We start from the raw sequence: 23,746 nt of genomic DNA, 5'->3' as shown, positions 1-23,746 counted from the left end.
AATTCTCTTTTTAAAACAGCTTGTTAGCTGGCTATTCAAATTTGTCTCTGCCCTTTGGGTGATATTTTTATTGACATAGACAGACCTGTCTCCTAATTTAAATGGCAAGTAGACCGACTTGTTTACTTTGCGAAGGCGAAGTCATCAGGTTTTGAGCCAAGAATGTTTAATCAACTAAGGATAAGGTTATGTTAAAGCTTTACGATTTCGAGTTGTCTGGTCACGCCCATCGAGTGAGATTGATGCTGGCTTTGCTAAAACTGCAGTATCAAAAAATTCCAGTTAACTTAGCGCAAGGAGAGCACAAACAAGACGCTTTTCGCTCGATTAATCCTTTTGCTCAAGTACCAGTACTGGACGACGATGGCCTGGTGATTCGAGATTCCATCGCCATTATTATTCACCTTGCCAACACCTATGCGCCGAGCTGGAACCCGAAAAACAGCGAACAACAAGCGCAAATTCAACAATGGTTGGCGCTAGCTGCACGCAACCTCTCCGAAGGGCCAGCTCGCGCTCGTTTAATTACGGTATTTGGCGCCAAGTTTGATCAAGAGACAGTAATCGAAGCCAGCCATCAAATGCTGTCGATTATTGATGGTTTGCTTGAAGGTAAAGCGTGGATGGTAGGTGAGCGAGCGAGCATTGCCGACGTAGCATGTTACTCCTATATCGCTCATGCACCAGAAGGCAAGGTTGAGCTAGATGCTTACCCAAATATTTTGCGCTGGTTAGCGAATGTAGAAGCGCTTGATGGATTTGTTGCAATGCAAAAAACTCCCTTAAAAGAAGCCGTTTAAGTTAGCGCAAATAGCTCGGTGTTTAGCGATGTAAACACCGAGCTAGCCTAAAAATTGCTTAAACAGAACGCATTCAATGAATTACGACTCAAACATAGGAAAACAGTATGACCATAGAGCAACGCCTTCCACTACCGCCGTTTGATGCCGACACAGCTGCACTAAAAGTGCGCATGGCTGAAGATGGTTGGAACTCACGCAACCCAGAAAAAGTGGCTTTAGCCTATACCAAAGATAGCCAGTGGCGAAACCGCGATAGCTTTATTAAGGGCCGCGAGCAAATTCAGCATTTTTTGAGTGAAAAGTGGGAAAAAGAACAAGCTTACCGTTTGATTAAAGAATTATGGGCCTATAGCGGTAATCGTATTGCGGTGCGATTTGCCTACGAGTGGCAGGACAAAGCTGGCCAATGGTATCGCGCTTATGGCAATGAAAACTGGGAGTTTGATGAAAATGGCTTAATGCAAAAACGTTTTGCCAGCATTAATGACCTAGCAATAAGCGAAGAAGAGCGCCTGTTTCATTGGCCGCAAGGGCGCAGGCCAGACGATCACCCAAGCTTGAGTGATCTAGGTTTATAAAAATAACGGAGACATTCATGGGTGTTTTTCATCAAGGCGAATTGGTGGTACAAGCGCGTGCTGGCGTAAAAGAGCATATCGGGCCGATTGGCGACAAGTTTATTCGTGACTTTATGCCCGATCAGCATCGCGATTTTTTTTCGCAGCAAGCCTTGTTATACGCAGGGTTACTCGACAACGAGGGGCACCCATGGGCTTCACCGATATTGGGCGAGCAAGGGTTTATTAGCTCACCCAATGCTCAAACCTTGTCTATAGAAGCGAGAGCATTAATCGAGTATTCGGGGCTAGCCAGCCTAAGTGCTGGCGACAGCTTGGCTTTACTGGGTTTAGAGCTTAATACCCGCAGGCGTAACCGAGCTAACGGGCTGATTAGCTATGCTAGCGACCACCTGCTGCGTTTTGAAGTAGAGCAAAGCTTTGGCAACTGCCCTAAGTATATTCAAAAGCGCGAATTACAGCTTGATGCTTTTGCAGGGCTAAAAGCACCCAGAGTTACTGATTTCAAAAAACTAGCATCAAACGACCTAGTATTAAAGCAACACCTAGAGCAGTGCGATACCTTTTTCATTGCTTCGCGCGCAGTTATAAAAGGGCAAGCAGAAAGCGGAGGCGTTGATGTATCTCACCGAGGCGGAAAGCCAGGTTTTGTAGCCTTGCTCAAGCAAACAAATAGCCCTAAACAAAGGCTTATCTTTCCAGATTTCTCCGGTAACAACTTCTTCAATACCTTGGGCAATATAGTTGCCGATTCTCGAGTGGGGTTGTATATCCCGGATTTTGAAACTGGCTGTGGATTTTGGATAAAAGGTCATGCGGAAATACTGTGGGGCGAAACAGAGGAGTTTAACTATGAAGGCGCACAGCGTTATGTGCAGGTAAATATAGAGCAATGCTTGCGCTTAGATATTGCCACCTTAGTGCAGAGTTCTGATGTGGAGTATTCTCCCGCGCTAGACTTTTGATGGAACAAAAATAAGCCCTTTTTTCAACTCTGTTTGTTTTCACATTTCTTGTCCACAAGGTCTGGCATTCTTTTGTGCTGATGTTTTTGTTATTTTTCGAGCTAGGTGGCTAATGTAGTTTAGGAAAGGTGATAATCTGGGTTTATCAAATGTGTGATAAAAGGAAAGATTCCTTGTTTAAACAAGGAGTCTTTCCTTTTAATAACCTGTTAGCTTTTACGGAGACTTATGAGTAACTCGTGGCATAAAACTTCAGATGACCTTGAAGCAGATAATCACACTATTGAGTTTTGGAATAGACACTCTGAAGAGCTAAATAATGGTGAGTTTTGGGCTGACCGAATTAAAAAATATAAAGGTGAACCAGCAAAGAGGCTCAAACTGGCTTTAGAAAATCTGCCGTTACCTGCTTCGTTTCGAGAAGCAGCTATTGCAACTAGAGCACTAATCAGAGAAAAAAGAAAAGAAAAAGAATCCTATGATGAGCAACTCTACTTACTTTATTGGTTAGCAGCTGTTGATTCGTTTTCAATCCCGTACTCTGAAAAATTACAAGAGCCTGGATACAACGTGATTGAATCAATTCCAGGAGAGAAGTTAAAAACTTTACCTTTCTCTTATAAATCCCTCGGCTATACAGATTTAACTTTACTGAATAAAACTGATGTTAAGTGGCTAATTGAAGTTTGGGGCGAACCGGAATCACATAGTACTTTGCATAAGCTTCACCTTGATGTTTGGGAGGAGTACGAAGATAAATTAAAAATTAAGCGTGGCTCAGACCCTTTTAGTTTATCTTTAGAAACAACAGAAGAATCAGAGCCAAAAAAACAAATCGAGCATATTGCTAAGCCAACTACTCCAAATGAGAGCAGTAAAAATAATAATAAGTTACTGTTTATTGTTGCGGGGATAATCATCGCGGCACTTATATTTTTAAATAAAAGCTAACAATTTACTCAAAAGGACGCTGTAGTTGACCCGATTCAGTAGACACTTGATTAAAACAAGATGAGGTGTTTATGCCAGCTTATAAAACAGGTAAAAGGCTCAGCAATACTCGGTGGATTTTAAGGCTACTCGGCCAGCGTACTCTGGAACTCGCCAAACTTATCCCCTGTTGGGGCATTGCCAAGGTAACAACATATGATTGAATTATCCGGTGAAAATTGGTCTGGGAGTTTACTTTTGGATGCAACATCAAAAGCCCGTGGGCGAATTGATGGGTACTCGTGGTATCTTCAATTAAAAGGTAAATCGCTAGTGGTAGAAATTGCTGATGACCCGCAGATTTTACCAAAAGAGTTGCCATTGGTGGGCTTTGGTTGCGGTGGTTGGTTATATGAGAATGAGCAGGTTGCTTCAGCTACAAATGAAGAGGCGCTGATCGAGTATATAAACAAGGAATTGTTGCTTGTATTTTCGCTGTTTAAACAAAATAAACTTAACTATATTCCGGCAGTAAGTTGCCCCTGTAGTGAGTGATTAAACCGAAGAAACACCGCAAACACATAAAGTAAGCTTGCTCACATTGTTTGACTTAATAGGTAAAAACAAAGGCGCTTTCATCTATTTTCATTGGCTCAGTTTGTTGGTGTATATAGCCGCGTATAAATACTGAGTGCGTCTCTAGCTAAGAAGCTTGAGCTGCAACACAGCAACAGCCACAACACTGAAAATTGGCCTTTCCGGTTGTGAAAATAGTACTCCCACTGCATTTATTGCAGAATATTTTCAGATTGGACGAGTCTTAAGCTTGATCGCAGTGACATAACACCACATACTCTTTTACCATTCAGCGAACCCAGTTTATGGATAAATTGGCAGTGGTTGTTCTGGTATATCGGTTGTAAATAGTGCGAACTCATTTAATCCCACCAGCTTTCTACTCCATTTCAGTAAAAATATAAAAAGGGCGTTTAAGCCCAAGCATAATTAGGAACACAACATGGCAGCTTTTGGTACGGTTTTTATGCCACAAATGGCATTGGCAAAATACGAAGATCAACAATGGGGTGATAGTGAAATTGTCTCGTCTGACAGTATTAGCCTACACCCTGGTGCACACGTACTTCATTACTCAAGTACTTGTTTTGAAGGACTTAAAGCCTTTCGCCATGAAGATGGCAGTGTGCATATCTTCCGTATGGATGCCAACATTAAACGTATGGCGCAATCTGCCGAATTATTGAGTTTGCCTGCTTTTAAACCTGAGCTATTAGAGCAAATGGTTAAAGACATAGTGGCTAAATTTGCTAGTGAAGTACCCGCTGCACCAGGCTCTATGTACATTCGTCCCACTTTTATCGGCACCGAGCCTGCGATTGGTAAAGCGGCGGCTCCGACTAACTCCGCATTGTTATATGTATTGCTTTCTCCTGTGGGCGACTACTTTGCAGTAGGCGCTAAGCCTTTGCGTTTGTTGCTTGAAGAAAACGGTATGCGTTGTGCGCCGCACATGGGCATGGTGAAGTCTGGCGGTAACTACGCCAGCGCATTAGGGCCAATTAGCCAAGCGCGTAACGAAGTAGACGCCGACCAAGTATTGTTCTGCCCTGATGGCGATGTACAAGAAACCGGCGCAGCCAACTTTATTTTAATTGATGGCGATGAGCTCATTACTAAAGCGCTAGATAGCAGCTTTTTACACGGCGTAACGCGTAACTCTATTCTTACTCTGGCCCGTGATTTAGGCCTGAAGGTAAGCGAACGCCAACTCACCGTAGATGAATTATTAGAACGCGCTGCTAAGCCGGGTTGTGAAGCCGCTTTATCGGGAACAGCTGCAGTACTTACTCCAGTAGGCACCTTAATTCATAAAGGTAAAGAGCATACTGTGGGTAGTGGCGAAGCGGGTGAAACCACCTTAAAACTGCGCCAAGCATTGAATGACATTCAATGGGGTAAAGCCGAGGACCAACATGCTTGGTTAACCACCATTTAGTCTCTTTATCTAACGTTACTATCAGCCCGCATTATGCGGGCTGTTTTGTTTTATAAAGGCGCTATTTTTGCTGCCTTTAAAAAAATTTAAATTTTTTTAAATTAATTTAGCCTCGCTTTTGTTTTAGCTGCGATTACTTCGTTGAGATTGTCTTAAACCCTAATTCGTCACAACAAGGTATTCATACAATGCAAAACTTATCTTTCACCTATTCGCCTGTCGCTCGCTCTGTTGCCATTGGCATCGCTCTCGCGGCCTTGACCGCCTGTGGCCAAACTGGCGATGCAGAACAAGCGCAAACCAACCAGCAACCGCCTGCGACTTCTCCCGCTATTCAAGAACATCAGGCTCTAGTTAAACCTATGCACCCGATTGCAAAGCTTGAGCAAAGCCAAAAAAGAACGCGAGTGGCTCAGCAATCACAAATGGCCCTTGCCTCGCACTACGCAAACGATGCGGTTTATTATGAAGTGCAAAACACCGAGAACTACCAAAAATTCGATAACTTGGCAGTTATCTCGGTGGCAGAGCAACCGGTATCTACCTTTAGCGCCGATGTAGACAGCGCCAGTTACGCTAACATGCGTCGCTTTATTAATAATGGGCGACTACCGCCAAAAGATGCGGTGCGGGTAGAAGAGCTGATTAACTACTTTTCCTACGATTACTCTCAATCAGCAAACCAGCAGCTTAGTGAAGATCAACCGATTGCCATTGATACTTTGCTAACCGCTTCGCCATGGAATGAACACAACCAACTGATTCGAATAGGTGTTAGTGCTTACCAGCCCGACACCGATATTCGCCCAGCGGCTAATGTGGTGTTTTTGGTGGATGTATCGGGCTCGATGCAATCGCAAGAAAAGCTGCCATTGCTGAAGCAGTCAATGTTATTGATGCTTAATCAACTTAAAGCTCACGACAGTGTGGCCATTGTGACTTATGCCAGTGGCACTGGTGTGGCCTTGCCAGCGACTAAAGTGAGTGACAAACATGCCATTGAAAACGCCATTAATAGTTTAAGTGCCGGTGGCTCAACCAACGGTTCAGCGGGGATTGAATTAGCCTATAGCCAAGCGCAATACGGCTTTATTGAAGGTGGAATCAACCATGTGTATTTAATGTCTGACGGTGACTTAAACGTGGGCATTACCGATATCGACGAGCTTAAACATAGGATTAGCCAAAAGCGCAAAGCAGGCGTGCAGTTCTCAACCATTGGTTTTGGCACCGGCAATTACAACGACCATCTTATGGAGCAGTTGGCGGATAACGGTAATGGGGTAGCGGGTTATATTGATACCTTGCACGAAGCGCAAAAACTACTGGTTGATCAGCTAGGGAGTAGTTTGTATACCGCGGCTCTCGACGTTAAGTTTCAAGTAGAATTTAATCCAACCATGGTGTCTGAATACCGTTTGTTGGGTTACGAGAACCGCCAGTTAGACCGCGCTGATTTTAATAACGACAAGAAAGATGCTGGCGACATGGGCGCAGGCCACAGCGTAACCGCGATTTACGAAATTACCCCAGTAGGTAAGCCGGGTTTAATTGACCCACTGGTATTTCAGCAACAAAAGCAAAACAAAATGGCGGTAAAACCCAAAAATGAAGCCTTAGCTGAAGTGAGGGTTCGTTACAAAAAAGCCCAGTCTGACGCGTCGGCTAAATACACTCAACGTTTATATAATAAAGATCTTGTTGAGTTTGAGAGCGTGAGTAACGACGACCGCTTTGCTATTGCGGTAGCGGCGTTTGGTCAAAAACTCCGAGCTAGCGAACACCTTGATGATTTGGCTTATCAGGATATTATTGAATGGGCAAACAGCGGCAAGGGCCAAGACGCATTTGGTTATCGCGCAGAGTTTGTTAAGTTAGCAAGGTTAACCAATACCTTAGCACAGCAGAACAATACTCCTCAGCCTGTGCAGTTGCCAGAGCATGAGTACGCTGTGCAGCCATTACCCGTTACTTTACCGGCAAGGATTAATAACTAACACTATGAGCTCAATGAGTGATGAACAGTTGATGCTTGATTATGGACAGCGCGGTAACGTAGCCGCGTTTGACCAACTCTATCAGCGTCATCGCCAGCCTTTGTTTGCGTTTATTCGGCAAAAAATGCCCGAGGCCGCCTGCAATGAAGTATTTCAAGAGGTGTGGGAAGTTATCATCACCCAAGCGGAAGCCTATCAGCTGCCTATTCAAGGCAGTGTAACTGACCAGCCCTCTGGGCATTTTAGGGGGTTTTTATACACCATTACACGACGACGAGTGGCTGACTACTGGCGGTCTAAAGAGCGGAGAACAGATGACGCAGAGCAAAACTTTGATGAGCTGGCATCTTCTTCTAGCCCTGAAACAGAACATCAACAAGGCGTAGATAAACAGATTATTTTGCGCTGTGTTTCGTTGTTACCGCAAAAGCAGCAAGAGGTATTTAGTTTAAAACAATCTGGCTTGGCGGTAGCCGAAATGAGTCAAGTATTGGAAACCTCTTTTGATGCAATAAAAAGTCGACTTAGAGTCGCTTACCAACAACTTCGCGAATGCTGGGAGAAACATCATGGTTGATAAGCCGACAACAGATTCAACCCCTAGCGACGATGAGATAGATGCCATCTATCAGCAGGCAACAGAGAATATTCAGCCCTCGGAGCTGCTTGATAAACGCATTCAAGCGATGGCAAAAAAACAGGCGGAAACACTAAAGCCAAAGGCTAAGTCTTATTCTTGGGCGAGTGCCCCTTGGTGGGCTAGCGCTGCGTCATTCGCCTGCGTGGGTGTATTAGGCTGGTGGCTGGTTAGTGAAACGAGTGTGCCACCTAGCGAAATACAGTATCAAAGCCATGTGAGTTTGCTACAAGCTCCGCAGCTTGAAGCGCGTAGCGAAAGTGATGAGGCTTTATCTGAAAGTAAACGGAAACAACATGAGTTTATGGTGGCCGAAGCGCGTAAACGCGAAGAAAAGGCGCGCCAGCAGCAAGCCAAACCCAGCACCAAAACAGCCAAAAGACAGGCGGCGGAAGTGCCTGAGCAAGTGATGATAATTCAAGAACGCGCTTTATTTGATGCCGCCTCTACCCAAATGCCCGCTAGTGTAGTTACTGCTAAAGCCACTGAGCAACAGCGCTCCTGTATTGAAAACATCTTGCAAGGTGTTGAAGCAGAACAACTCAAACCGCTATTGGCTAGCGACCTGGCAAAACTAACTGATCTTGTTAAGCCGCAAGACTTACAAGAGATAAGGTGGCAAGGGCGCACTTGGCAGATATTCGAATACGATTTGGCTTGGTTAGTGACTCAGCAAAGCCCAGACGGAAATTTCAAAGAAGGCTATCGTATACCGGGTGGTTTAACGAGAAATTGTCAGCCCTAATTTAGCCTTAGCTGGCAAAAGTGAAAACTGAACTAGACTTGGCTAAGTAAGGTTTAGGAGCTAAGCAAGCTAAATAGCTGGCTTGTGGTAGGTATTATCTTGGAGGTTTCATGAAAGGAATGATTCGACGTTTAATATTGGCTGTTAGTATTGCGGCTGCGGGAGTTGTAGGCGGGGCAACTGCCAATAGCGAGGGCGTGATTAATGTTGCAAGCCAGCACACGGTTAGCCAAACCGCTGAACGGATGCTGCAGATACTCGAGAAAAAAGGCATGACGGTGTTTAATCATATTAAACACTCAGAAGGGGCTGCTAAGGTAGACATTGAGCTTAGAGATACTGAATTAGTGATTTTTGGTAATCCCAAAGTGGGCTCACCGTTAATGCTATGTCAGCAGTTAATGGCTTTAGATTTACCGCAAAAAGCCTTAGTTTGGCAAGATGAAGTAGGCAAAGTGTGGATTTCTTATAACGATCCTCAGTATTTGGCTAAGCGCCACAACATGCAAGGTTGTGAAGCGGTGTTAAGCAAAGTTAGCGGAGCACTAGCGGGTATTTCTAAAGCCGCCGCGAATTAATTGTTGCTGTAAATTGGCAAGCGTAAGCAAAAAGATAGGCTTTGCTTACGCTATTTAAGCCTAAAACTCGTTTTAAAGTTCGAAAGCTCACAAAAAAATCAATGGTTGTTTTGTGAGCTTTACCTCCCAGTTAAATATTGTAATAGACCTTGGTTCATGCCTGCCTTAAGCACTTATTGATGTAAAACAAAGAAGCCTCCCATCACATTCATATGACATTTACATCATCAATTGAATTAAATAAATTAACCCTAGTGATATTTAGTTGACTAAACTGTCAGCTTATAAGCATCAAAGGGAGTTAGATATGATTAATGGGTTCAAGAGCCGTAGCATTTCAATACAACTACAGTTGATTATTGGATTGATTATTCTGCTCGGACTGAGCGTTATGGCGGCGCTGGTATACAACAAAGCGTCTAAAGCTTTGTTTGAACAGGCGATGGTTGATCATCAGTCTAAAGTTAACGCTGTTGCTTCAATGGTTGCTGGGCAATTTGATGGTTACCTTGAACGGGCTCACGATCTTGAGGCAACATTTCGCAATGGTTACATGAACGGTGTTACCGTTGCCAACCGTGAAGTGAGCTTTGAATCTACTAGCGTTAAAGACATTCACATTCGCGGAGCGTCGCTAATAGGCGCAAACGGTTTTGTTGACCGTTTTACGCGAGATACCAATGCGGTAGCTACTCTGTTTAGCGCCTCTGGCAATGATTTTGTGCGAGTGTCTACTTCGTTGAAAGATAGCCAAGGCGAACGAGCGGTTGGGACCAAACTAGGCGTTAATCATCCCGGTTATAAGGTGCTACTCAGCGGTCAACCTTATCATGCCAAAGTGAGTCTATTTGGTAAGGATTACCTCACCTATTACTACCCCATTAAAAATGATCAAGGAAAAGTGGCAGCCCTAAGCTTTATTGGGGTGCCGATTGACCAAGCCACTGAGGAGATTTTTAGTAATCTCTCTAAGATTAAGTGGGGCGATACGGGCTATACCATTGTGGTGGATAACGATGCTAGTCACCTACTGGGTAACTATTTATTGCACCCTTCGGTTAAGCCTGGCGAGTCTATTATTGACCGCAGAGATTACGCAGGTAATCAGCCCTTTAAAGCGATTTTTAAAGAACCTTCTGGCAGCGTGTTTTATCCCTATGAGTATCAAGGTGTAGTCGGCGAGAAATACCTAGTATTTGCTGAAGTGGACGGGTGGAATTGGAAGCTACTGGGTGGCACTTTTGTTAGTGAAATCACTAAGGCGAGCAGCGATTTATTATGGTTGATTGTAGCGGTGTCTATTTCGGTAGCGGTGGTGGTGCTGATTGGTTTGGCTATGCTACTGCGAAGCATGACCAGACCCTTAGAGTTATTAAGTGAAAACATGCAGCGCATGGGCAATGGCGAAATTAGTGTGAGCTTTCAAGGCGGCCGAGCAGAATCTAGCAATGAGGTAGAGCAGCTTAGTGCCGGTGCAAAAGAGATGGCCAACAAATTGAATGTGTTGGTGAGCAGTATTCGAGAAACTAGCAGTGATTTGCAGAGTAAATCTAACGGTGTTTATAAAGATGCTGAGCATAGCCTAGGCCAGTTAGACTCTCAGCAAGCACAAGTTGACCAAGTGGCTGCCGCGATTGAAGAAATGTCGTCTTCTGCGGCCTCTGTAGCTCAGCAAGTCGAGGAAATTGCGGTGAGTGTGAGAGAGGCAGATAACAATACTCAGGAAGGCGCACAACTGGTTGAGCGCATGGTGAATGAGATTGATTTGCTCAATCAACAACTGCATTCATCTGCTGAAGCTATTGAGCTAGTGGGCCAAGAGAGTAACAATATTCAAGATGTTACTCGAATGATTAACGATATTGCCGACCAAACCAACTTGTTGGCCTTAAACGCCGCTATAGAAGCTGCTCGCGCTGGCGAACAAGGCCGTGGTTTTGCGGTGGTTGCTGATGAGGTGAGAACCTTAGCACAACGTACTCAGGAATCGGTGAAAGAAGTCGAAGGTATTATTGGCAAACTACAAAACAGCACCAATAACGCGGTGAAGATGATGAGCGAAAGCCAAAAACGCGGAGAGTTTTTTACCGAACATGCCGCGCAAACTGGCGAAGCACTTAATGGCATTACTGAGCAAGTGGCGAGCATTGCCAGTCAGTCGGTGACCATTGCAGCGACTACTGAGCAGCAATCGCAAGTATCACAAGAAATTGCGGCTAATGCTTCTCAAATTAGTAATTTAACCAGCGATAGCCGCACCACGGCGGCGCAAACGGCAAATAGCGCGACTCATCTACAAGATCTGTCGCAAGAGTTGCATCATCAGGTAGCGCAATTTAGTTAACACGACGAATACTATCGCCAGCGTGGCTGGCGATAGTATGTTGTTATCCGCTAAAGCGGCGACGAAACTCTCGTGGGCTTAAGCCGATCACTTTAATAAACACTTTTCGAAACGCACCAGGGTCTTCGTAACCCACCTTTAGCGCAATAGCCTCAAGTTTAAGCTGACTATTTTCAATTAATTCGCAGGCCTTTTGCACTCTTAATTTTTGCAAATACTGAATAGGTTTTAAGCCAGTTGCTTTTACAAAGCGGCGTAACAAGGTGCGTTCAGTAAGAAAGCACTGTTGGCAAAGTAGGGCAATGTTGATTGATGTGGGGTAATGGCTCTGCAAAAAATGCTGCACTTTAATGATGTCATTATCGCCATGCTCGAAACGAGGTTTAAAACTTTGATAATAACGCTGCTCGCGCAGCCCGGTATCAATCACCATGTTTTTACCCAGTTGGCGCATTATCCCTGGGTGGGTACATTGCGCAACCAACTCCAAGCCTAAATCTAACCAAGACATCACGCCCCCTGCGGTAATAACATCTCCATCGTTGATGAGTATGGCGTCACTTTACAGTTTTACATCTGGGTAATGCTTAGCAAATTCATCAGCTAGGCCCCAATGAGTGGTTGCAGTGCGTTGATTTAATACACCCGTTTTGGCAAGAATAAATGCGCCAGCACAAGCAGAACTTAACAGCACCCCGTGTTGATGTTGCTTGCTTAGCCAGTTGATAAAGTCTTGGCTTGGCGCTAAGTAATACTGATCTTTCAGGCTAGGTGGCACAACAATAATTTGCTGTGAGTTGTTCGCTTTTTGCGGAACCGTATCTGTACATTGCTCTGGTGTAAGCTGTTGGCAGGTAAAGCGGTGGTTATGCTGCATTGATTCCGTTATATCGTTAGCTAAGCTAAGCATTTCTTGAAGGCCAAACACTGCTGATTGCAATGCACCAGGATAATTAATAACAGTAATAGACGTTGATGTAGTCATGGTAAAAGCTTACTCACATTTAGCATGTTTTGAGGACGAAGGTCTTATAGAACAAACACCTAGCTTCGACCATTGGTAAACTACGAAGTTGCATTTCTCTGGGAATAAAATACGGGTTTCCCGGTCTTATAGTTTGTTGCTGTATTACTTACGGCTTTACTTGAAAACCAATGTTGGTATAAGTACTCACTTGCTATTACCTTATTAGTCCAAACTATGTTGTTTAAACAAGAACAGTTTAAAGCCACCGTAAGCCTATTACTGCTCGCAGTAATGCTAAGCGTGTGCGTGGCTAAAAACATCGGGCTTAAGGTAACGTGTCCACAAGCACATGTGGCGAGTGAAGAGCTTGCTGGTGGGCTTATTACTAACGAAGGTTGTCAACTTAGCGAACACGTTTTACAGCAGCAACAACAAAATGTAGAGCAAGTATTTGTAGTGGTGTTGTTTTTGGCCTTTGCAACTTTGGCTGCCCAAAGTGCTGGCTATACACTGCCTTTTGCTAAGCCCACTATTCCTCCTCCGCGACGGCTGTATTGTAGCCAGTGTCATTTTCGAGAATAAAACTGAACGCTTTCTCTCGCGTTTACTTTTTTCATTTTTGGAGATGATATTGAACATTTTATTACGACTAATGCTGCTGTTTAGCTTGGTGTTTTCTACCACGGTATTTGCTCAAAGTACTGCTTGGCTTAGCTCACCTCAGCATCCGCCAGCTCAAGTACGGCTTATGCTTACCGGCGAGTTAGACGCCGCAACCCAGCGTTTACCTGCAGTTTTACAAGTTAAGTTGGAAGACGATTGGAAAACCTATTGGCGGTCACCTGGTGAGGGTGGTGTTGCTCCTAGCATTGATTGGCAAGGTTCGAGCAATTTCGACTCGGCTGAATGGTTGTGGCCTGTTCCACAGCGTTTTTCATTGTTAGGCTTAGAAACCTACGGCTACCAGCATAGTGTTGATTTTCCGCTATTACTTACCGTGACTTCCTTAACCCAAGCCACTAAGTTGCAAGGGGTTCTTACCTTATCTACGTGCACCAATGTATGTGTGCTTACCGACTATCCCTTCAGCTTAGATTTTATTCCTGAACAGCTACGGGTAGACAGCGAAGCCATGTATTTATACAACAAGGCCAAGGTAGCGGTTCCACAGGTAGTGAGTAGCAATAACAGTGAGTTTATTTGGGATGCAAATCAGCAACGGCTGCAAGTAAATTTGGCCAAAGGCCTAGATTGGCAACAACCTACTGTGCTGGTGGACGGTGACCCTGATACCACCTTTAAGTTGTTGCAGTTAGAACAAAGTGCCAATGGCCTGAGCGCCATATTCAATGGCGCAAACTGGCTAGGTGAGCCAGAACTATTGGGTAATACGCTCAAGGTAAGTGTATTTGATAAGCAGCACGCTTATGAATATCACGCAACAGTACAAGCTGGCGCAGTAATGCTTGAATCTGTTTCTTGGTTTAAGTTGTTGGCGTTTGCCTTATTGGGTGGCTTAATCTTGAACATTATGCCCTGTGTATTACCGGTACTTGGCATGAAGCTTAGCTCGGTCATTGCTGCACCTCATCAACAACAGGCACACATTCGCCGTCAATTTGTGGCGTCTGCCGCGGGTATTGTGGCGTCGTTTTGGCTGTTGGCAGGCTTTGTATTGCTACTTAAGTTTAGTGGCCAAGCCGTGGGGTGGGGCGTGCAGTTTCAGCAGCCTTGGTTTATTGCTTTCATGGTACTGGTGACAGGCTTGTTTGCTATAAACATGCTCGGTGCTTTTGAAATTAGTTTACCTTCTTCTTGGCAGACTCGCTTAGCCACCAGCGGCGACAACAGCTACTTAGGGCACTTTTTACAGGGCATGTTTGCTACCTTGTTAGCCACGCCATGCAGTGCGCCATTTTTAGGCACTGCGGTAGCTTTTGCATTAGGCGCCGACACCGCGAGCTTATTGGTGATATTTACAGCCTTAGCATTAGGTATGGCCTTGCCTTGGTTATTGGTCGCTGCTTTTCCTCGTTTAGCTCAAGCCCTGCCAAAGCCCGGTAAGTGGATGGGCAAAGTGAAGCTAATTTTTGCACTAATGCTGCTGCTCACCTGTTTATGGCTAGTTAGTCTATTGGCAAACTTTGTAGCAACGCCAATATTGCTTGCTGTTGTGACTTTGCTGTTGTTGGTATTTGTATTGATTTTAGCTAAACAGCATGGCGCAAAAGTACTGCTGATTAGTTTAAGTTCAATGGTCTTGTTAGGCGGTGGTGTGGCTTTACTTGGTGCCTTAACCAGTGAGCGGTGGGCTAAAGCCTTGCCTACCGATTTAGTCTGGCAGCCTTTACAACAAAGCAATATTGCTGAGCAGGTTAAGCAGGGAAACGTTGTGTTTGTAGACGTCACCGCCGACTGGTGCATTACCTGTAAAGCCAATAAAGTAGGGGTGATATTACAAAACCCTACTTATAGCTTATTAAAGCAGCCTTCGACCCGCTTAGTGAAAGGCGACTGGACCAAGCCTTCTAATCAGGTGAGTACATTTTTGCAAAGCTATCAGCGCTTTGGCGTGCCATTTAACATTGTTTATGGCCCTGCGGCTCCGCAAGGTATCGCACTTCCCGTTATATTAAGCCACCAAGCCATAGAGCAAGCGTTCGCTCAAGCTACTGGCTCTGCTATTCGAATTCAGGAGTAAATCTATGATGACTTCAATCACTATTTCCACCATTAAAGCAACGATGAATAAGGCGGCTTTTTTGCTGATGAGCCTAGCATTTTTAGCATTCAACAGTGCACAAGTAAATGCTGAAACATCGAGCTTTAGTGATGAACAACGTGCCGAGCTTAAGCTACTTATCCGCGATGCGATGGTAGAGGATCCAGAGATACTGCGTGATGCGATTATCGCCTTTCAAGCATATCAAGAGCAGCAACAGCAATTAGGTGTAAAAGGCGTCATTCAACAACAAGCAGACCATTTGTTTAATAACCCCAATGACCCTTGGATGGGCAGCGATAAGCCGAGTATTACCATTGCCTATTTTACCGATTTTAACTGCCCTTACTGTAAGCGAGTAGAACCTTCGCTGGCCAAATTAGTTGAAGAATATCCGCAACTGCGGGTGGTGATTAAAATGGTACCGGTATTGGGCCCAAGCTCAGAAGAAGCGGCAATGTTTGCTCAAACTCTTTGGTTAGAACAACCGCAACAGTTTATGGCTTTACATAACAAGCTAATGGCTAGCCCAAGCCGTTTGACCAGTGAGTCTATCGCCAAAGTCGCTAAACTAACGAGCAGTGAAAAGTCACTCGAAGCCTCTAAACAAAATGCTCTGGTAAAACAGATTCTCGATGGCAATATTCGATTAATGGAGCAATTAGGCATTGGTGGTACGCCAAGTTTGGTTTTCTCCAACGATGTGATACCCGGATTGGTGGCTTACGAGCAAATAAAGCAGGCAATTGACGCTGAGCTAAATGCTAAGGAGCAAACACATGGCCAGTAAGATATGGAGTGCCTTTAAACAACTTATATCGCTGCTGTTTTTTGTTACGGTGATAAGCATTGGTGTAGACCTTTGGCGCTCCCAAGATCTGCCAGAAGGTCAGCTGCCTCAGCTAAGTGCTCAAGGTGTTAATGGCGAGTCGATTGATTTACATGCATTAAGCGAAAATGAACCGGTACTGGTATATTTTTGGGGCTCTTGGTGTGGTGTATGCAACTTTGTTAGCCCTGCGGTAAACACCATGGCTAATCACTTTAACGTGGTTACGGTGGCGTTACGCTCTGGTAATCAAAGCAAGGTGCAAGCCTACTTAAACCATCATGACTATCAATTTAACGTAGTTAATGACCCGCAAGGGCAGTTGGGGTCGCTATGGGGCGTTGGTGTAACACCCACTTTGATGGTGATAAAAGACGGCGAACTGAAACACTACACTGCTGGCTTTACCACGTTGCCAGGAATGTGGTGGCGCATGCTGGTGTCTTAACTGTATTGAAACGAGAGAAAAGCCACATCTAGCGTTGTGGCTTTTCCTATTCTAGTGTGTCTAAAGTCGCGTTATCTACAATTTGTTGATAACGGCCAGAGCTTTTTAACTTAGCGAGGCCACGGTTAAATGCAGCTAATAGCAGTTGATTTCGCTCACTATTTTTCTTTGAGAAAATCACATGGGTATAGGTTTGTTGTACCGACTTAGGATGGTAGGTAAACAGAGCGGCTTGTTCCGCGGTAAAGTGTTGTTGAATAAGTGTTTTCCCCACCATGATGTCGGAAGGAAAAAGCTGAACTCTATTAAGTAGCATTTTCTTAAAGTTAAGCAAATCCGAAGAGACATATTCTACATTAATCTCTCCATTTTTAGCCGCAGAGTCAAAGGCATGACCGTATGTATAGAGTTCGGTAGCGCCAATTCTATGTCCATGTAAATCGCTTATATTTTGCCATTCAAATGGCTCACTGCTGAGATGAAAAAATACCTTTGTGTGCCAAAATACCGGGTCACTAAACAGCACTTCTTGCTCTTTTTGCTCGGTTTTAGCCCAGGTTAAAGAGCCATCTACCTCTCCTTGTTTCACGTACATGTAAGCGCGTGCCCACGGTAAAAATTGGTATTCAACTTGGTAACCCTCTAAGGCAAAGGCTTGACGAACTATCTCAGAGTAAAAACCTTGGTGAGGAAGGTGTTTAGAGGTAAAGGGTGGCCACTCACTATTAGTAAGAGTGATCAGTTCTGCACTTTTAAGGGGCGTAGATAACACTCCTAGGCCCACGCAGCCTGCAAATATTAATCGGCGAAAGTACTGAGAAATAAGCAAACCCAATCCTTAGTTTAGGGAGACTAGCGAAATCCATTTCATTGTTTATTAAAGCAGCAATTAGCGTTTAGTGATAGTGTGTTTATTATGTAATTAAATAATAGCGATATAGATCTGAACAAAGTTGCTGAGCCAAATTACGGCTCTCGAACGTAGTGACTTTGAACTAGTTGGTCTAGCAATACAGTAGTTTTTTGGTGCTTGAAGCGTTTGATGCTAGGTAGGTCACCAAACAGAGGGGCGCCTCCACCTAAAAGCATAGGAAAGCGCGTAAGAATAAGTTCGTCGATGAGGTCTTGAGCTAAAAACTGCTGAATGGTAAGTCCTCCATCAATATACAAGTTATTGAAACCCTGTTGATTAAGCTGATTTACTAGAGTTGTTAGCTCACCGTTCATTAGCCGCACATCGCCTGTAAACCCTTCTGGTAATTTTTTTAGGCTGTTACTTAATACCATTACTGGTTTCCTGTAAGGCCATTCACAATCAAAGCTGATTACTTTTTCAAAGGTGTTTCTGCCCATGACTAAAGCATCAATACTTTCAATAAATGCGTTGTAACCTAAGTCCAGCCCTTCTGGGTTTGGCACGCTTTCTAACCACTCTAAACCACCATTTTTATCGGCGATAAAGCCATCTAGGCTGACTGCGATGTATACGATATTCGACATTTAATTGCTCCCGATAATCAAAAAGATCTTTAAGTGAGTGCGTCTAACGCTTGAAATAGCGTGTATTACACATATAATTCTACACTGTAGAATTATATGTGTAGGTTAACGAAAAATGACTAAAGTGGTCAAGCAAAAACAGCGTGGCAGGCCTAAGCAAAATGCCAACTCACTGACAAAGCAGAAGATTTTGTTGCAGGCAACAGCGTTACAGCAAGAGTCTGGAAAAGTGCCTAGCATAAGGCAGCTAGCCGCAGCTTTACAGGTTGACCCAATGGCTATTTATTACTATTTCGATAATAAAAACGCCTTGTTAGAAGCGTTAACGCTGACCTTGATTGAAGGCATTTATCAGCCGCAAGCCTCTGAGTTGGATTCACTAAGTAATCACTTCTGGAAGTGGGAGTTAACACGTTTATGTGAAAGCTATTTACTGCTGTTACAACAAAATGCGGGTTTATTGACTACTTTGCTGTCGATGAAAACACATGGCCCTGCAGAGTTATTTAGCCAGCGTTTTAGTTTGATATTAAGGCCGCTGAACCTTAGCCAAGAACATATAGAGCAAGCATTGCATTTATTGGTGGATTACCTACATGGTTTTGCTTTAGCAGTAAGTTGCAACAAGACCGAAGACCCTCTAACCATGCGAGTAGACGACAAGGTGATGGCATTTTTTGTTGACGCGCTAGCAGCTAAATCGACTGGTTAAATTAATTGCTGAATAATCCCCCTTAAGGGAAGCTCACTTCTTGTTGGCTGTCTAACCAGGTCGGGTATTTTTGCATGATTGAACGAAACAATGCCGAATCAATGAACTGCTTTAACCAAGCTTGTAGCTGTGGGTAGGGGGCTTGCTCAAACCAATGTAAATCTACCGAGGCAAACTGGCGAATAAAAGGTAATAAGGCCATATCTGCGAGGCTTAATTGCTCGCCCATTAGGTAGCGACTTTGGCTAAGTTGTCGTTCCATTTTTAGTAAAAACAGCTCGCCTTGCTGGCGGTAGTCTTCGGGGCTTTGTTCGGGAAAGCGCACCGCGTATTTGTATTTATCGAGTGCAGTTTTAAATTGTCCGTCGTTCTCTTCTACCCATTGCAGCATTTTGCTGTGATTGGGAGCAAGCCATGCTTGTGGATCGGCTTGTTCAAGTGCCCACAACATAATCTCAACGCTTTCTTCAATCACTTCACCGTTTTCAAGCTTTAATACGGGCACTGTGCCCTTGGGTGAAAGCGCGAGCATTTCCTCTGGCTTGTTTTTCAGCAGTATTTCTCTGAGCAACACAGGTGTTTGGCTTATAGCAATGGCTAGGCGGGCGCGCATTGCATAAGGACAACGACGAAAAGAATAGAGTGTGGCGGGCATAAACTGTTCCTTCAATTTAGATGGGCTGACCTTAACCAGTTAAGCTAAACCACGCAAGCCTATGACTTTAAACCTTGCTAAAAAGTGAGTCTAACGCTAACACTAATTTATTATTAATTTTTCTCATATTAATGCCGCCTGTAGGCGTGCAATGTTATTTAAAGGAAAAGTAATGGAACATAGAACGCGAAGTGTTGGCATTGTTGGAGTGGGTAATGTTGGTGTGGCAGGTGCTTATGCTTTGTATCTGCGCGAAGCTTGTGAAGAACTGGTGCTGGTTGACATGAATAAAGCACGGGCTGAAGGAGAAGCCTTGGATTTAATGCACGGACAAGGATTAACTGGGCGAATGCAGGTAAGTGCTGGTGGATATACTGATTTAGCGCGTTGCCAAGTGATTGTTGTGACAGCTGGAGTGGGGCAAAAGCCAGGCGAGAGCCGATTAGAGCTATTAGAAAACAATACCAAGGTTTTTAAATCTATTGCCGAGCAGCTTGATCGCTATGCACCAAGTGCCATTGTGGTGGTAGCAAGTAATCCAGTAGACGTGTTGACCTTTATGTTGCAAGAACTTAGCCGGCGACCTAAACATCGGATAGTTGGTACCGGCACTATGTTAGATACTTCTCGCTTAAAAACCCTATTAGGTAACATGTACCATGTTGGTCCTCAATCTGTACATGGCTACATATTAGGTGAGCACGGAGACACCGAGCTGGCGGCTTGGTCTACGGTAAGTATTGGCGGCTTGGCCATTAAAGAACGAATGGTGTTGGGTATCGATTATTCAAAAAGCACGCTGGATGAACTGGCCATAAGAGTGAAGCAAGCTGCTTATAAAATCATTGAAGGTAAAGGTTATACCAACCTAGCCATTGGTGTTGTTATTGCTCGCTTGGTAGAAGCCATTCTAGATGATAGCAAAACAGTGTTGCCGATATCGGTGCGTTTAAGTGGCGAATATGGAATAAGTAATGTTGCTTTAAGTTTACCCGCCTGTGTTGGCGTGAAAGGAGTTGAAAAGTTGGTTGAATTGCCCTTAGAGAGTGAAGAGCTGGCAGCATTGCAATTGTCTGGTGAAACCATGCGAGAAAGCCTAGCTAGTATTGGTTTTTGAGCTAATTACGAGCTTTAAAGGAGGCGCTGAGCCTCCTTTTTTAATAGTTTTTTACCTAAGATCGACTTAGTTACAAACTGAGCCAGTTACTGTTGGGATTGGGGCTGGGGCGTTTGCTACGCCTTTATTGCCTTGCAAACCAAAGGTAACAGATTGCCCTGGTTGTATTTGGCCATTCCACGCCAGTGCTACCGCATTGTATGGGTTCGCACCGCTGATGGTGGCATTCCATCCGTTGCTCATGGTTGAGCCGTCACTATAGCTCCAGCTTACATCCCATGAGTTAATCACTAAGCTTGTATTATTAGCAATGGTAATATTGGCAACAAAACCAGAGCCCCATTCGTTGTCGATGGTGTACGTACAGTTAGCGACTACGGGTGCTTCGCTTACGATGATGGTTTTGCTCGTGGTATCTACACCGCCTTTACCATCATCAACACTGAGCATCGCGCTGTAGCTACCCACTGCTTGATAGCTGTGGCTTGCACTGACTCCAGTGGCAGAGTTGGTATCACCAAACGCCCAGCTGTAGCTAAGGGTATCGCCATCTGCATCGCTTGAGCAGCTTGCATCAAAGGCTACAGGGTCACCAACATACGCTGAGGTTGGTGTTGCGGTAAAACATGCTTCTGGAGGAAGGTTACTATTTGGGTCTTCTACCGTTACCGTCACCGTTGCTGGATCTGAGGTAAGCTGCTCATCATCGGTAACCGTATAGGTAAAGCTATCCACTCCCACATAGCCAGTATTAGGAGTGTAAGTTACTTGCGGACCAGTACCACTTACCACGCCATTGCTGGCTTGGCTGTAGCTGTAACTAATAATGCTACCGTTGCTGTCGCTACCTTCTAAGGTAATGCTGGCAGGCGTATCAATATTCGTGCTAGCACTTATATCTTTAGCCGTTGGTGGGCAGTTTACATCACAGCTTATCGGGAATAAATCCTCAAATAGAGCATTAGCTGTAGCTACGTCAACCTGTGCCCAGTATCGGTGATAGGTGTACGTTGGGTCGCGGTCTTCGCTAATCGCATTTTGTAATTCAACGTAACCTGGATCGGTATCGTTATAGAAAGGACGCATACTGCTAAAGGTGGTGTTCGCGTTTAAGTCTGCGCCTACTGCATTTACGCCGCTCCAGCCTGCAGGGAAGTATACCGGGTCGTTAATTCTGTCTCGGTAATCGCCGCGTGATTCAGGTGCTGATACCCCTTTGTCGGTGCGGTGGTTTGCCCAAAATCTGTCTAAGATATTCTGAGCAGCATCTTTAGCACCTTGGTGAACTTGCCCTTGGTGTTTTTCTTCAGCGGCCGCGTAATACATCAAGGCTTTGGCTAAGCTGTGAGCTACACCTACATCTTGGTTTTGCGAAGTCACCGTTACGTGTAAGTTGGTATTAGCTTGTGGGTTTGCTGGGTCCCATTTTTCAGGTAAGCCGCTAAACTCGAGGCCAGCAGCCAACTTAACATCGTTATTGCTGAAGTCGAGTACAGCTAAGCCTGTGGCTGGAGTGCTATCTAGGATCCAGCCAATCCATTTATCCATAATCGCTTTAGCACGGGTTTCGCCAGTAATGTAGTAGTACTCGGCTACGCGTTCGGTACCCCATGCTTGCCAGCCAAACCACGTGCCTGAACCTGGATCTTCATACACTGGGTTTTCGTCGTACACCATGCCGTAGAAGGTCGCGTCTTGGCGCTCTATCGGATAAGTAGAGTAAGTGCCATTCCAACTATTGGTTGCCCCGCCAGAAAATGCACCTTCTGCCGATTGAGTCCATTGGAAAAACTCGAGAGAGCGCTCTAAACCTACCGTCCAATCTTCTACCGAGTTAGGAGCCAGTGGTTTTAGCTCTGGGATTTGAGATAGTGCGTACGCAGCCATAGGGTTTTGGTAGGCGTAGTGAATATGGCTAGAGCCAATGCGCCAGCCCCAGTTCTGGCTAGTATCAATTGGGCCGCCCCAAGAGTAATACCACGACATTAAATAGTGAGCAGAATCATAGCCAGTGCCTGCGCTACCTTGTTCATCTTGTGAACCAATTTTTTTGAAGTATTTATCAAACATGGCTAAACGCAGGTAGTCGCCCATTTTTGAGGTTTTAGCCATTAAGCCAGGCGCCACCACTTCTGGGTCTACACCTTGGTCTTTCATCCATTGCAGTGCCCAGTACATAACTTGTACCACACGTGCATCGGCATCGGGTGCATTTGTGTAACGCCACTGCGCAGCAGGTGCTTGCGGCTCTGACACAAATAAATCTAAAAAGCCATACTGGCCACCCCACTTAAACTCTTCCCAAGACGGGTGGGGGACAGTTTCCCACACCGATTCTTGCTCGCCACGTTGAAAGGTATTGATGTAAGAAGGGGTAGAGACACCGTCGCCTAAGTTGCCATATTTGTAGGTATTGTCCATATCCAGTAGCCAATGCATACCGTATACGTCCCAGGTTCCGTAGGTGCTTGCTAGCCCAGCACTAATAGGGTCTTCACCCACTGCTGCGCCTGAATCAAGCGCCAGTGGGTAACTGGATGGTAATGGTCCCTCTGGCACATAAGTGGCTTTACCTGATGCATAATTTGCTGCCGTTGGCTGCATGGCCGAAGTAGGAATAATTTGGGTTTCAATGATTTCCCAAGCGTCGATTAGTGGTTGCCAATCACCGGTAATTTTACCGTGCACTGCTTCTAACCACAGGATGTATGAGTAGGCTTCTGAGGTTGACTCGTGGCCATGATCTGGCGCTTCAATAATAAAGGTTTCGATAGAATGGTAAGGGCCGCCGTCAGCGCTTAAGTAGCCATTTTCGGGGTTATAGATCTCGTTGCGCATTTCGGTAAATCTATCTTGATATACCCCTGCATTTGCCACGCTACTTAAACCTGCTGTAGCAAGTGCAACGGCAATAGATAGGCGTAAAGAGGGATGTTTAAATTTGCTTTTAGCCAGCTTGGACTGCTTGCTAGATGTTTTAGATAAAAACATGTGAATCTCCGTTTCATGTGAAAATACTCATCGTGTAGATGAGTTGAGTATTATCAATAGCAGGCGAGTCGTGGCTGGGCAGCTCTGTGCTAAAAGCTGTATTCTTCGTTCGCTAGCTATTTACCATTTGCTATGCATGTATGTTTATTCAACTTATTTGTGAGCTCGGCTAGTGTTCGCTCTCCGGCGAAGTCTTTGCGGCAAATTGCGCCCT

Annotated in this window: 23 protein-coding genes; 17 read left to right on the top strand and 6 right to left on the bottom strand. The window is 44.8% G+C overall.

Annotation, left to right across the window (positions count from 1 at the left end; translation table 11 throughout):
- Positions 1-188: 188 nt before the first annotated feature.
- The 11 genes from ACLD71_RS20985 to ACLD71_RS20935 all read left to right on the top strand — a co-directional run bounded on the left by ACLD71_RS20985 (position 189) and on the right by ACLD71_RS20935 (position 11,591).
- The gene (locus tag ACLD71_RS20985; protein WP_411991933.1) at positions 189-800 is read left to right on the top strand and encodes a glutathione S-transferase family protein; all 612 of its coding nucleotides are present in this window, start codon (positions 189-191) and stop codon (positions 798-800) included.
- Positions 801-907: 107 nt separating this feature from the next.
- Positions 908-1,381, top strand: coding sequence for a DUF1348 family protein (locus tag ACLD71_RS20980; RefSeq protein ID WP_411991932.1), 474 nt, complete (start codon positions 908-910; stop codon positions 1,379-1,381).
- 17 nt (positions 1,382-1,398) lie between these two features.
- Positions 1,399-2,346 carry a pyridoxamine 5'-phosphate oxidase family protein gene (locus tag ACLD71_RS20975; protein ID WP_411991931.1) on the top strand — a complete coding sequence of 316 codons (948 nt, stop codon included), beginning with the start codon at positions 1,399-1,401 and terminating at the stop codon, positions 2,344-2,346.
- A gap of 228 nt (positions 2,347-2,574) precedes the next feature.
- A complete protein-coding gene (locus ACLD71_RS20970; RefSeq protein ID WP_411991930.1) occupies positions 2,575-3,297 on the top strand; it encodes a hypothetical protein in 723 nt (240 codons plus the stop codon).
- A 195-nt stretch (positions 3,298-3,492) separates the two neighbouring features.
- Positions 3,493-3,831 (top strand): hypothetical protein, encoded by a 339-nt coding sequence (locus ACLD71_RS20965; RefSeq protein WP_411991929.1) that lies wholly within the window; start codon positions 3,493-3,495, stop codon positions 3,829-3,831.
- 463 nt (positions 3,832-4,294) lie between these two features.
- Positions 4,295-5,290, top strand: a complete 996-nt coding sequence (locus ACLD71_RS20960; RefSeq protein WP_411991928.1) for a branched-chain amino acid aminotransferase — start codon at positions 4,295-4,297, stop codon at positions 5,288-5,290.
- Positions 5,291-5,478: 188 nt separating this feature from the next.
- Entirely contained in the window at positions 5,479-7,287 is a 1,809-nt protein-coding gene (locus tag ACLD71_RS20955; protein WP_411991927.1) for a vWA domain-containing protein, read from the top strand.
- A 13-nt stretch (positions 7,288-7,300) separates the two neighbouring features.
- A complete protein-coding gene (locus ACLD71_RS20950; protein WP_411991926.1) occupies positions 7,301-7,864 on the top strand; it encodes an RNA polymerase sigma factor in 564 nt (187 codons plus the stop codon).
- Entirely contained in the window at positions 7,857-8,669 is an 813-nt protein-coding gene (locus tag ACLD71_RS20945; RefSeq protein WP_137671664.1) for a hypothetical protein, read from the top strand. Before ACLD71_RS20950 ends, ACLD71_RS20945 begins: the two co-directional genes overlap by 8 nt.
- Before the next feature lie 110 nt (positions 8,670-8,779).
- Positions 8,780-9,247, top strand: a complete 468-nt coding sequence (locus ACLD71_RS20940) for a DUF302 domain-containing protein (protein WP_411991924.1) — start codon at positions 8,780-8,782, stop codon at positions 9,245-9,247.
- Positions 9,248-9,554: 307 nt separating this feature from the next.
- Positions 9,555-11,591 carry a methyl-accepting chemotaxis protein gene (locus ACLD71_RS20935; protein ID WP_411991923.1) on the top strand — a complete coding sequence of 679 codons (2,037 nt, stop codon included), beginning with the start codon at positions 9,555-9,557 and terminating at the stop codon, positions 11,589-11,591.
- Between the two features lie 43 nt (positions 11,592-11,634).
- Here the strand turns inward: ACLD71_RS20935 and ACLD71_RS20930 are convergent, their stop codons facing one another.
- A complete protein-coding gene (locus tag ACLD71_RS20930) occupies positions 11,635-12,102 on the bottom strand; it encodes a GlxA family transcriptional regulator (RefSeq protein WP_411991921.1) in 468 nt (155 codons plus the stop codon).
- Positions 12,103-12,153: 51 nt separating this feature from the next.
- The gene (locus ACLD71_RS20925; RefSeq protein ID WP_411991919.1) at positions 12,154-12,576 is read right to left on the bottom strand and encodes a DJ-1/PfpI family protein; all 423 of its coding nucleotides are present in this window, start codon (positions 12,574-12,576) and stop codon (positions 12,154-12,156) included.
- A gap of 216 nt (positions 12,577-12,792) precedes the next feature.
- Between ACLD71_RS20925 and ACLD71_RS20920 the strand changes: the two genes are divergently transcribed.
- The 4 genes from ACLD71_RS20920 to ACLD71_RS20905 are packed head-to-tail and all read left to right on the top strand — an operon-like array spanning position 12,793 to position 16,557.
- On the top strand, positions 12,793-13,140 hold the full coding sequence (locus ACLD71_RS20920; RefSeq protein ID WP_411991917.1) for a hypothetical protein: 348 nt from the start codon (positions 12,793-12,795) through the stop codon (positions 13,138-13,140).
- A 43-nt stretch (positions 13,141-13,183) separates the two neighbouring features.
- Complete coding sequence (locus ACLD71_RS20915) at positions 13,184-15,259, top strand: protein-disulfide reductase DsbD family protein (protein WP_411991916.1); 2,076 nt, start codon at positions 13,184-13,186, stop codon at positions 15,257-15,259.
- Between the two features lie 4 nt (positions 15,260-15,263).
- On the top strand, positions 15,264-16,070 hold the full coding sequence (locus ACLD71_RS20910; protein WP_411991914.1) for a thioredoxin domain-containing protein: 807 nt from the start codon (positions 15,264-15,266) through the stop codon (positions 16,068-16,070).
- On the top strand, positions 16,060-16,557 hold the full coding sequence (locus ACLD71_RS20905) for a protein disulfide oxidoreductase (RefSeq protein WP_411991912.1): 498 nt from the start codon (positions 16,060-16,062) through the stop codon (positions 16,555-16,557). The genes ACLD71_RS20910 and ACLD71_RS20905 overlap by 11 nt, the downstream gene beginning before the upstream one ends.
- A 46-nt stretch (positions 16,558-16,603) precedes the next feature.
- On the opposite strand, the gene ACLD71_RS20900 is transcribed toward ACLD71_RS20905, so the two are convergent.
- Entirely contained in the window at positions 16,604-17,386 is a 783-nt protein-coding gene (locus ACLD71_RS20900) for a substrate-binding periplasmic protein (RefSeq protein ID WP_411991910.1), read from the bottom strand.
- Positions 17,387-17,523: 137 nt separating this feature from the next.
- A complete protein-coding gene (locus ACLD71_RS20895; protein ID WP_411991908.1) occupies positions 17,524-18,057 on the bottom strand; it encodes a dihydrofolate reductase family protein in 534 nt (177 codons plus the stop codon).
- A gap of 115 nt (positions 18,058-18,172) precedes the next feature.
- On the opposite strand from ACLD71_RS20895, the gene ACLD71_RS20890 reads away from it, so the two are divergent.
- Complete coding sequence (locus ACLD71_RS20890) at positions 18,173-18,769, top strand: TetR/AcrR family transcriptional regulator (RefSeq protein WP_411991907.1); 597 nt, start codon at positions 18,173-18,175, stop codon at positions 18,767-18,769.
- A gap of 22 nt (positions 18,770-18,791) precedes the next feature.
- On the opposite strand, the gene ACLD71_RS20885 is transcribed toward ACLD71_RS20890, so the two are convergent.
- Entirely contained in the window at positions 18,792-19,424 is a 633-nt protein-coding gene (locus ACLD71_RS20885) for a glutathione S-transferase (protein WP_411991905.1), read from the bottom strand.
- Between the two features lie 172 nt (positions 19,425-19,596).
- Here ACLD71_RS20885 and ACLD71_RS20880 point away from each other — a divergent pair, with 172 nt between their 5' ends.
- Positions 19,597-20,541 carry an L-lactate dehydrogenase gene (locus ACLD71_RS20880; RefSeq protein WP_411991904.1) on the top strand — a complete coding sequence of 315 codons (945 nt, stop codon included), beginning with the start codon at positions 19,597-19,599 and terminating at the stop codon, positions 20,539-20,541.
- 66 nt (positions 20,542-20,607) lie between these two features.
- Here ACLD71_RS20880 and ACLD71_RS20875 read toward each other — a convergent pair whose 3' ends face one another.
- Complete coding sequence (locus ACLD71_RS20875) at positions 20,608-23,532, bottom strand: glycoside hydrolase family 48 protein (RefSeq protein WP_411991902.1); 2,925 nt, start codon at positions 23,530-23,532, stop codon at positions 20,608-20,610.
- Positions 23,533-23,746: the final 214 nt, after the last annotated feature.

This window comes from Agarivorans sp. DSG3-1, from assembly GCF_046774965.1.
Lineage (GTDB): Bacteria > Pseudomonadota > Gammaproteobacteria > Enterobacterales > Celerinatantimonadaceae > Agarivorans.
The sequence above is the reverse complement of the archived record's forward strand: the minus strand, read 5'-3'. Positions and strand labels throughout refer to the sequence as shown.